At 67.3% G+C, this 9,592-nt stretch carries 14 protein-coding genes; 6 read left to right on the top strand and 8 right to left on the bottom strand.

Annotation, left to right across the window (positions count from 1 at the left end):
* Positions 1-592: imine reductase family protein (locus ACWDU1_RS23840; RefSeq protein ID WP_450001673.1), on the top strand; the 592-nt coding region annotated here is incomplete at its 5' end.
* Positions 593-653: 61 nt separating this feature from the next.
* Here ACWDU1_RS23840 and ACWDU1_RS23835 read toward each other — a convergent pair.
* On the bottom strand, positions 654-1,169 hold the full coding sequence (locus ACWDU1_RS23835; protein ID WP_450001671.1) for a helix-turn-helix domain-containing protein: 516 nt from the start codon (positions 1,167-1,169) through the stop codon (positions 654-656).
* Between the two features lie 154 nt (positions 1,170-1,323).
* Positions 1,324-1,968, bottom strand: coding sequence for a class I SAM-dependent methyltransferase (locus ACWDU1_RS23830; protein WP_450001669.1), 645 nt, complete (start codon positions 1,966-1,968; stop codon positions 1,324-1,326).
* Positions 1,969-2,078: 110 nt separating this feature from the next.
* Between ACWDU1_RS23830 and ACWDU1_RS23825 the strand changes: the two genes are divergently transcribed.
* Positions 2,079-2,348 carry a cold-shock protein gene (locus ACWDU1_RS23825; protein ID WP_450001667.1) on the top strand — a complete coding sequence of 90 codons (270 nt, stop codon included), beginning with the start codon at positions 2,079-2,081 and terminating at the stop codon, positions 2,346-2,348.
* 27 nt (positions 2,349-2,375) lie between these two features.
* Here the strand turns inward: ACWDU1_RS23825 and ACWDU1_RS23820 are convergent, their stop codons facing one another.
* Together ACWDU1_RS23820 and ACWDU1_RS23815 are read right to left on the bottom strand one after the other, a co-directional pair.
* Positions 2,376-2,885 (bottom strand): thioesterase family protein, encoded by a 510-nt coding sequence (locus ACWDU1_RS23820; RefSeq protein WP_450001665.1) that lies wholly within the window; start codon positions 2,883-2,885, stop codon positions 2,376-2,378.
* A gap of 106 nt (positions 2,886-2,991) precedes the next feature.
* The gene (locus tag ACWDU1_RS23815) at positions 2,992-3,903 is read right to left on the bottom strand and encodes an oxygenase MpaB family protein (protein ID WP_450001664.1); all 912 of its coding nucleotides are present in this window, start codon (positions 3,901-3,903) and stop codon (positions 2,992-2,994) included.
* A gap of 601 nt (positions 3,904-4,504) precedes the next feature.
* Between ACWDU1_RS23815 and ACWDU1_RS23810 the strand changes: the two genes are divergently transcribed.
* On the top strand, positions 4,505-5,548 hold the full coding sequence (locus ACWDU1_RS23810; protein ID WP_450001662.1) for an ATP-binding cassette domain-containing protein: 1,044 nt from the start codon (positions 4,505-4,507) through the stop codon (positions 5,546-5,548).
* 53 nt (positions 5,549-5,601) lie between these two features.
* Entirely contained in the window at positions 5,602-6,402 is an 801-nt protein-coding gene (locus ACWDU1_RS23805) for an ABC transporter permease (RefSeq protein ID WP_450001678.1), read from the top strand.
* A gap of 10 nt (positions 6,403-6,412) precedes the next feature.
* On the opposite strand, the gene ACWDU1_RS23800 is transcribed toward ACWDU1_RS23805, so the two are convergent.
* Positions 6,413-6,622, bottom strand: coding sequence for a hypothetical protein (locus tag ACWDU1_RS23800; protein ID WP_450001660.1), 210 nt, complete (start codon positions 6,620-6,622; stop codon positions 6,413-6,415).
* Between the two features lie 203 nt (positions 6,623-6,825).
* On the opposite strand from ACWDU1_RS23800, the gene ACWDU1_RS23795 reads away from it, so the two are divergent.
* Complete coding sequence (locus ACWDU1_RS23795) at positions 6,826-7,704, top strand: rhomboid family intramembrane serine protease (protein ID WP_450001658.1); 879 nt, start codon at positions 6,826-6,828, stop codon at positions 7,702-7,704.
* Positions 7,705-7,756: 52 nt separating this feature from the next.
* On the opposite strand, the gene ACWDU1_RS23790 is transcribed toward ACWDU1_RS23795, so the two are convergent.
* Together ACWDU1_RS23790 and crgA are read right to left on the bottom strand one after the other, a co-directional pair.
* Positions 7,757-8,218 (bottom strand): PH domain-containing protein, encoded by a 462-nt coding sequence (locus ACWDU1_RS23790; RefSeq protein ID WP_450001656.1) that lies wholly within the window; start codon positions 8,216-8,218, stop codon positions 7,757-7,759.
* A 94-nt stretch (positions 8,219-8,312) separates the two neighbouring features.
* Positions 8,313-8,579: a cell division protein CrgA gene (gene crgA, locus ACWDU1_RS23785; RefSeq protein WP_450001677.1), complete on the bottom strand. Its 267-nt coding sequence runs from the start codon at positions 8,577-8,579 to the stop codon at positions 8,313-8,315.
* Positions 8,580-8,781: 202 nt separating this feature from the next.
* Here crgA and ACWDU1_RS23780 point away from each other — a divergent pair, with 202 nt between their 5' ends.
* Positions 8,782-9,426, top strand: a complete 645-nt coding sequence (locus tag ACWDU1_RS23780) for an aminodeoxychorismate/anthranilate synthase component II (protein ID WP_450001654.1) — start codon at positions 8,782-8,784, stop codon at positions 9,424-9,426.
* 40 nt (positions 9,427-9,466) lie between these two features.
* Here the strand turns inward: ACWDU1_RS23780 and ACWDU1_RS23775 are convergent, their stop codons facing one another.
* The gene (locus tag ACWDU1_RS23775) at positions 9,467-9,583 is read right to left on the bottom strand and encodes a PASTA domain-containing protein (RefSeq protein WP_450001675.1); all 117 of its coding nucleotides are present in this window, start codon (positions 9,581-9,583) and stop codon (positions 9,467-9,469) included.
* Positions 9,584-9,592: the final 9 nt, after the last annotated feature.

The raw sequence follows: 9,592 nt of genomic DNA, 5'->3' as shown, positions 1-9,592 counted from the left end.
GTCCTCGGACTCCCCGGAGACCGCTCGCAAGGGCGGCGCGTGGGTGCGATCGCACGGCGCCGAATTCCTTTCCGGCGGATTCATGTCGGCGGGCGAGGACATCACCCATCCCGCCTCCTACATCTTCTACAGCGGTCCGCGCGAGATCTTCCAGGCGCATGCCGAATTGTTGCGGCCGCTGAGTCCGCAGGAGTACCTGGGTACCGACGACGGATTGGCGCAGGTGTTCTACCAGGCGCTGCTGATCACCTTCCATCCCTGGATGCTGGCCTTCGACCAGGCGCTGGCCCTGATCCAGAACTCCGGCAACGATATCGACCGGTTCCTGCCGTACGCGCAACGCTCCAGCGAGGCCTACCCGTTCTTCATGGCCGAGTACGCGGCGGCCGCGAAATCCGGCGGCTGGGGCGATGCGGCGTCGTTCGCGATGATGGACGCCGGCGCGCAGCACATCATCGACGCCAGTGAGGAGGCCGGGGTCGACGCCACGCTTTCCCGTACGGCGCAGCGGTTCTGGCGCGCCGCCCGCGCGGCCGGTGAGGCCGGCCGCCCGGTCTCGGTATTCGAACTGATGCGCTCCGGAGCCGCCTGATATTCGAAACTTCACCGCCGCGGGGCACTCGGAATCGATCCGGGCGCCCGGCGTGGGTGGGTCAGCCACCCGAATCGGTGTGACGCGCCTTCTCCGCGATCTCGGCACCGTATTCCTGATGTCCGACGCCGGGCAACTGGTCGAGGGTCAGGCCTTCGATATCCCAGCGCGGCCGGGAGTCGGCGATGAACCGGATGGCGTCCCGGACGAAGCGCTCGCCGGCCGGGCGCCCGATATGGGCCGACGGGGTATACAGCCGGTGCCACCCCAGCAGGTCCGCGGCGGGTCCCTCGATCCCGGTGGCGGCCACGGTGTCCTCGGCGCCGGCGGTGTCGGGCAACAGCAGACTGGTGGGGGAGACCTCCAGTGCGACCGCCAAGGCCATGAGGTCGTCCACGTCTATCCGGCGCTCGCCGCGTTCTATCCGGGAGAGCCCGAGCACCGGGATGGGTCGTCCGAGGGCCTCGAGCCGGCGGGCGAGATCGGCATAGCCGAGGTTCAGCCGGGTGCGATAGCGCAGGACGTTCTCCCGGACGGTATCCCCGGTCGGGCCGATCGGGTTCTTCTTGATCACCACCCGATCAGGGTTGTCTATCGAAATGATCGCGTCAACAATCAAAACGATCGAATGGATGCGGAAGCCTTTCGAAGGCTTCTACGCGTGGGCTATCAGCTTGATGTCCATCATCATGATGGCATCACGACTCTTTTCGATAGCACTACGCGCTCTATCATTTCGATCGTGTCGCCATGAGTGCCGCCTGAGGCGTCGGCTCGCTGTCGCGCATGGCCCGGCGCTCGAATCGCATATCGATCGTGAAGCCGGCGGCTTCCAGTTCGGCGGCGATCTCGGCGGGGTCGAGCCGGTGGAAGTCCAATGCGATTCGCCGGCCGAAACCCTCGTTGTGGCGCACCACCTCCGCACCGGCCTGGAACCCGAGCAGCAGCCGGCCGCCCGGTCGCAGCACGCGGTGGAATTCGCCGAGCACCTCCGGACGTCCGGCCGGTGGAATATGGATCAGGGAGTACCAGGACACGACACCGGCCAGGGAACCGCCTTCGACATCCGGCGCGGTCATGGAACCCTCGTCGAACCGGATCTCCGGATACGCCCGGCGCGCCAGGGCCACCATCGCCGGAGACAGGTCGATCCCGCGGATCGACAGTCCCCGTGCCGCCAGGAACGCGGTGGTGTCGCCGGGGCCGCTGCCGAACTCGACGATCGGGCCGGAACCGGCGGTCTCCTCGGCGAACGCGGTCAGCAGCGCGCGGGCCCAGGGATCGACGTCGAGGACATCGGCGAAATGCGCGGCGTAGGCGGTCGCGATGCTGTCGTAACCGGAGCGGGTGCGGTCGAGGAAAGAGTGTTCTGGCACAGCGGCAAGAGTAGACCCGGGCCCGGAAGCCGCGGCGACAGTGACGAACCGGGGTACGGGGCGTAGTTTTGTGGTGTCGAGCCTGATGGAACTAGTGGAGAAGGCCTGGTATGCGCGCTTCGGAGTTCGCCGCACCCGGGATCGACGGGCAGGACTGGAGACGCGGAAGGGTCTTCTGGTTCGACTCGGAGAAGGGTTTCGGCTACATCAAACCCGATGACGGTACCGAGCAGGTTTTCGTCGAGTACCGGTGCATCGAAACCAACGGCTACCGCACCCTGCACGCCGGCCAGCCGGTGCTGTTCGTCAGCACGTCGCGGCCGCGCGGGCACGAGGCGGTCACGGTTCGCCCGGACGGTGCGGGCGGGCAACAGGATTGATCCGGGCCGGCGACGGCCGGGCAGGGCTCAGCGCCGCACACCCATGGCCCCGCAAACCGGCGCCGGCCAATCCGCTTGGGAAGGCGCCAGTTCCCGATCTATCGCGGTGGCGATATCGGAGGCGAACGGCGCGGCGGCCCGAGTGCGCAGATCGACGTGGACGGCGGTGATCTCGAGCGTGCAGCCGAGCCGGCGGGTGCTGTCGTTGACCAGCAGTGCCACGATATGAACGACCTTGTCGGAGCGGTCCACTCCGCGGACGAACACCGAAACCTCTTCGCCGATCCGTGTTTCGGCGTGATAGCGGATGTGGTGCTCGGCGGTGAAGAATCCGACGCCGCGCCCGGCCCGGTACTCGTCGGTGATCCCGACCCTTTCGAATACGCCGCCCGCTGCTTCGACACACAGGTCGAAGTAGTGCTTGATGTTCATATGGTCGTTCTCGTCGCGGAAGGATTCCGGGACGGTGAACGGGCCCAGCTCCCGGGGTAGCGCCACCACCTGGTCGTAGCCGGGCAACGTGATGGTGCCGGTCATATCCGCTCCTGTCCTGTCCGGGCCGGCCACAGTCTATCGACGCGAGAACCGGCCCCGGATCCGTGGGGGATCCGGGGCCGGTTCCGGCCGGATATCCGCCGACCGGTCAGAGCGGGCGGGAGTCGATGACCTTGCGCAGCCGCGCCTTGTCTCGTTCGAGCTTGCGCGCCTCGTAGGCGATGGGGAAGTACCGCAGGCGTTCGGGCAGCAGTGGCAGCAGCCGGGCGATGAACCAGCCGAGGACCCGCAGTTTGCGCTCGTCGGATTCGCTCCAGGTGAGGCCCAGCTTCCGGCGGGCCGCTTCCGGAGTGGTGCCGACGGTGACGAAGTACTGCATCCGGCCGAACGGATCGGTGACCGCGCGCCACAGCGGGCGCAGGGCTCGCGGTAGTTGTGCGGGCGGCGCGATGGTGCGGATGACCTTCAGGTAGTCCTTCGAGGTCTGGGTCGCCTCCAGGTTGTTCTCGACCTGGTCGGCGAAGAATTTCTCGAAATCGGCGTAGGTCGGGGGCAGTTCCTTGGGCGGCACCGAGAAGTTCCGCATCAGCTGGAGGGCTTCGCGGTAGTAATCCTCTTTCTCCGCGATCGTCAGCGGCCGCTTCGAGAAGTACTTGGCGTTCTCCGAGAAGGCGAAGGTGCCGGTGTGCAATACCCAGGCCCAGGGGCCACTGGACAGCGCGGTGTGCCGGACGCCCTTGTCGTCGGTGGTGTTGAGAGTGGCGTGCATCTTGCGGAGGCGATCGGTTTCGCCCAGTGATTCCTCGCCGCCGTAGGTCCACATCATGACCGCGGAGAGGCTGCGGACCGCCCGGCCGATGGGGTCGGTGCGGAAGGTGGAGTGCGCGTCGACCACCGCGGAGATCGTGGGCTCCATGGTCTGCAGGAGGAAGGCCGAACCGGCGGTGAGGGAGAAGGTGACCAGTCCGGTCTCCTCCCAGGTGCGGGTGCCGGGACCGAATGGACGACGCTGGGCCGGAGCGTGCGTGTCGATGGATGCGACGTCGACGGACGCGGTCATACGGATCTCCCTTGATCTACTGCATCAATCTGATGAGACGATGATACTCCAACTCTCTCACCATTGCGGGTGTTGTTCAAGGCGGAGAGGGGGCGGGAGGGGGATCGCATTCGAGGCCCGATCGCAGGCAGGGAGGTCGCTCGGCGCAGCGGCGCGGACCGAGCGGCGGAGTCGAAATCGTGAATTCGCGCGGATCCCTCGAAGGGCTCCGGATATGAGAGCGGGCCTCGGCGAAGGGGGGGAGTTAGCCGAGGCCCGCGTAAGGTCGGCCCGGGGGGGAGGGGCCGACGGGATTGATCCTACGCGATGATTCCGCTTTGCGCGTATAAGGGGCCCAGTAGTTTCCAAGATTTTTTGGTGCAGGTCACAGCGGTATCCGCGGGGATCCGGGCGGTGTCGGCGCCCGAATCTGTCGGACGGTTCCGGCAGGATGCCGCTGTGTATCGCGAACCGGATAAATCGGATGAAAACGTCGGCGTCCGCGACGATACTGGCTCGACGTACGGCCGATAACCCCACGCGCTGCAGGTCGGCGACCACGACGGTTGCCGGCGCTCGAATACCACTTCGTCCCCGGACAATTACGAACTCCAGGAGAGATATGCCCGACGCAATAGTCGCCGAGGGTCTCGTCAAACACTACGGGCCGAAGGTCCGCGCCCTCGACGGTCTGGATCTCACGGTGCCCGAAGGTACGGTGACCGCTCTGCTCGGGCCCAACGGAGCCGGTAAGACCACCACCGTCCGGGTGCTGACCACCCTGCTCATACCCGATGCCGGTCGCGCGACCGTGGCGGGTATCGACGTCCTCGCCAGGCCACGCGCCCTGCGCTCCCGTATCGGCGCATCGGGCCAGTACGCGGCCGTGGACGAATACCTCACCGGGTTCGAGAACCTGGAGATGGTGGGCCGGCTGTACCACATGGGAACGCGGCGCAGTAAAGAGCGCGCGCGGGAACTGCTGGAGCGATTCCGGCTCAGCGATGCCGCCGACCGTCCGGTCCGGGGGTACTCCGGCGGTATGCGCCGCCGGCTCGACCTGGCCGGGGCGCTGGTGGCCAACCCGCCGGTCCTCTTCCTCGACGAGCCCACCACCGGCCTGGACCCGCGGGCCCGGCTGGACCTCTGGGATGTCATCGAGGAACTGGTCGCCGGGGGAACCACCCTGCTGCTCACCACGCAGTACATGGAGGAGGCGGACCGCCTGGCCGACGCGATCGCGGTGATCGACCGGGGCCAGGTCATCGCCCGCGGTACCGCCGACGAGCTCAAGAGCATGGTCGGCGGTGACCGGATCGAGCTGACGGTCGATCATGTCGACAACCTGGCCGTCGCGCAGCGGGCGCTGGCACCGCTCGCCGACGGCGAGGTCCATCTCGAACCCGGGCTGCGCCGGGTCGTGGTCCCGGTCAGTGATGGATCACAGGCGCTGGTGGAGGCCATCGGCCGGCTCACCGAGGAGGGGGTCAAGATCCACGATGTCGGATTGCGGCGGCCCTCGCTCGATGACGTCTTCCTCTCGCTGACCGGTCACGAGGCCGAGCGGCCCGAGAACGCGGACGCGGAGTACGAGACACCCCGGGGCCGGCCCGATGCCGCCCGGGAGAACGAATCGATCGAGGTAGCGGAAGGGAAGAGCCGATGACCACGGTGGCCACGGGCGACGGTGTCCGGGATGAGCCGACCTTGGCCGAGCGGATGACCATGGTGGTCAGCGACAGTTTGACCGTCACGAAACGCAATGTCATCAAGATCAAGCGAGTGCCCGATGTGCTGATCTTCAGCACGCTCTCGCCGATCATGTTCGTGCTGCTCTTCGCCTATATCTTCGGCACGGCCATCAAGGTTCCGGGTCTGGAGGGCGGTTACCGGGAGTTCATCATCGGCGGCATCTTCGTCCAGACGGTGGTTTTCGGATCCACCTTCACCGGGCTGAGCCTGGCCGAGGATATGCAGAAGGGCATCATCGACCGGTTCCGGTCGCTGCCCATGGCGCCCTCCTCGGTCCTGATCGGGCGCACGGTCAGCGATGTGGTGATCAATGTGGTCAGCCTGGTGGTGATGTCGCTGACCGGGCTGGTGGTCGGCTGGCGGATTCGCGGCTCGGTGCTGGACGCGGTGCTCGCCTATGTACTGCTGCTGCTGTTCGCCTACGCGATCTCCTGGATCATGGCGGTGGTCGGGTTGCTGGTGCATACCCCGGAGGTGTTCAACAACGCCAGTTTCATGGTGATCTTCCCGCTCACCTTCCTGGCCAACACCTTCGTGCCGTTGACGGATCTGCCGACCCCGCTGCGGGTTTTCGCCGAATGGAATCCGGTATCCGCGCTGGCGCAGGCGACCCGCGAACTCTTCGGGAACACGTCTCCGGTGGTGGAGGGGTCGACGGCGTGGTCGCTGGAGCACCCGATCGCGACGACCCTGATCTGGGTGGTCATCATCCTGGTGGTGTTCGTACCACTGGCCCTGCGGCAGTACCGCAAAACGGTCAGCCGCTGAGAGCGCGGATTCAGTCCTCGGCCGCGGCGGTCCCGGTTTCCGGGGCCGCCGCGCCGCTGTTGCGGGACTGACCGATCCGCGGCGGGGCGGGCGCCGGTTCCGGGGGTACCGGCCGCTTGCTGCGCACCAGCCATGCCGTACCGCCCGCCGCGGCGACCGCGGCGGCGGCCAACAGGCGGTAGCGGGAACGACCGGACGGACGCGATGGCCTCGAACTCATGGCTCAACTCTGGCACAGCCCGGCCGATAGCGCAGACCTACAGGTCAGCGCCCTTTCGGGAGCATGGAACGGGCGGCAGCCGGTTCCACGAGGATCCGCGCGAAACGGACACATGGCACGATGGGGCAGGTGAGAACGACACGCCGCATCCGGTCGGCAGCGCGCCGCGAGATCGTCCAGCCGTCCGCTTCCGGGGTCGTTCGATGAATCCGCAGCAGTCTCCGCCCCCGGCCCAGGTATGCGTGCGACATCCGGATCGTCCGACCGGATTGTCGTGCACCCGATGCGGCCGTCCGGCCTGCCCGGAATGCCTGCGCCCGGCCTCGGTGGGGCAGCACTGTGTGGACTGCGTGAATGCCGGCCGCCGCTCCGTTCCCCGGACCCGCACGGTATCGGGCGCGGTGGCTCCGCGTAACGGCACGCCGATCGTCACCTACGTCCTGATCGCGCTCAATGTGCTGGTCTACGCGGTCACCGCGGCCCAGTCCCGCAGCCTGATGGCGAACGAGCGCGGATCGGCCCTGTTCGTGGACTGGGTGATGTACCCCCCCGCGGTCGCCGGTGGCGACTGGTTCCGGGTGATCGGCTCGGGGTTCCTGCACTACGGGCTGATCCATCTGCTGTTGAACATGTTCGCGCTCTACATCGTGGGTCGCGATATCGAGCTGGTCCTGGGCCGGGCCCGCTACCTGGCGGTCTATCTGATCTCGCTGCTCGGCGGCGCGGCCGCGGTGATGCTGCTGGCCCAGGACAACCTGACCGCCGGGGCCTCGGGGGCGGTGTACGGCCTGTTCGGCGCGATCACGGTCATCCTCATCCGGTTGCGTCAGAGTCCGAACAGCATGCTGATCCTGATCGGCATCAACGTCTTCATCAGTTTCTCGCTGCCGGGTATCTCGCTGTGGGGCCACCTCGGCGGCCTCGCCGCGGGCACCCTGGCGACCCTCGGCGTCGTCTTCCTGCCCGCCTGGGTGGGAGCGCGCACACCCGAGCGGGCGCGAACGGTCGGCATCACGGCGCTGGTGGTGCTCGGCGCGGCGGCCCTGGCGGTGATCGTCGTGGCCACCATGGCCCTGCGCTGACGGCCTGCCGATTGTTTTACGTGAAACATGGAGCCCGGCCCCGGCGGCCGGTTCAGTGCGCGGAATTGCCGTGGAGGCGGAGTTCCTTGCGCAGGGCCTCGTAGACATCCTCCGGGTTGGTGCCCAGATCCCACCGGCCGAAGATGAGCAGTCGCTCGGTGCCGAGGTGGTCGACGTCGATCTCCAGCATCGGCTGTTTACGGCCGAGTCGGCGGTATCCCACCACCCGGGCGCGCAGGATCTCCTCACGGGTGTAGCGCGTGACGCCGGTGAGGCCGCGCAGGACCAGCAGCGGGCGGTTACCCGGGATCACGGACAACCGCGGGCGCTGCCGTATCCCCATTCCGGCCAGCCCCAGCAGAACCAGCGCGGCCACGCCGAGCAGGAACTTGCCGGGCACCTCGGCGGTCAGCACCGCGGCGCCGGCCAGTATCACCCCGCCCGCCGCGACGGCGACCAGCGCGGGGAGCGGGGTCGTCCAGGCCAGGCTCGAATCCGTGCTCTCGGGCTGCACGCGGCGTCGTCCCCTATCCGTCCGATGAGTTATCCACAGGGTTATCCACAAGTGTGCATTAATTACACCCGTGTAATCCCTGGCAGATGGCGGGCTAGCGCCACCGCATCGTCATGATCAGCCCGACCACCATCAGCCCGAACCCGATGAGGAAGTTCCAGGCGTTGAGATCACTCATCCAGCCGATCTGATCGGCGGCCAGATAGTAGACCAGCAGCCAGACCAGCCCGGCGAGCATGAAGCCGAGCATGATGGCGACGTACCAGACAGGCGATGGACCGGCCGCCTTCACCTTCACCGGCGTGCGGCTGGCGGGGTTGATCGTGTAGTCGGTCTTCTTCCGGACCTTCGACTTCGGCATGATGTCCTCGTGTTCAGCGTGCAGGTCGTATTCCAAGGCTATCCCACCAGGTAATCGCCGTGATGCCCAGCGGCCCGCCGGACGGGCCCGAACAGGTGGCGCGTGGTGGGCCCGCGGGTCCCGGCCCGGCCGGGTCCCGGGAAACGGCACGAACCGCAGGCCGGGGGCCTGCGCGCGGGCGCCGAACACGTAATCTTTGTGCATGCGTGTTCTGGTCGTCGACAACTACGACAGCTTCGTGTTCAACCTGGTCCAGTATCTGGGTCAGCTGGGCGTCGAGGCCGTCGTCTGGCGCAACGACGATCCACATCTCGACGATCTGGACGCAGTGGCCGCCGATTACGACGGGATCCTGATCAGTCCGGGCCCCGGCACCCCGGAACGGGCCGGTGTGAGTATCGAACTGGTACGCGCCTGCGCTGCCGCGGCCACCCCACTACTCGGGGTCTGTCTCGGCCATCAGGCGATCGGCGCGGCCTTCGGCGCCACCGTCACCCGCGCACCCGAACTGCTGCACGGCAAGACGAGCTCGGTTTTCCATATCGGGGCCGGGGTCCTGGCCGGTCTGCCCGATCCCTTCACGGCGACGCGGTACCACTCGCTGACTGTGGTGGAGGAGACGATCCCGCCGGAGTTCGAGGTCATCGGGCGCACCGAGACCGGCATCGTGATGGCCCTGCGGCATCGCGAACTGCCGATTCACGGGGTGCAGTTCCATCCGGAATCGGTGCTGACCCAGGGCGGGCACCGGATGCTGGCGAACTGGCTGGAGTTCTGCGGCCGGCGCCCCGCCGAAGGCCTGGTGGAAATGCTGGAATCCGAGGTCGCCGCACTCGCGGTGCAGTGACCGTACGCCGACCGGCTGCCGGGCCGCGGCCCGGCAGCCCTCACGGCGGACCGAGTGGGAGAACTCCGGTATTGATCGTGACGGTGGTCGAGGACTGCACGGTGGTTCCGGCCGACGGCTGCTGACTGAGCACCTTGCCGGCCTGATCCGAGTTCAGGGTGATCTG

The sequence above is a fragment of the Nocardia sp. NPDC003345 genome (assembly GCF_053589395.1).
The sequence above is the reverse complement of the archived record's forward strand: the minus strand, read 5'-3'. Positions and strand labels throughout refer to the sequence as shown.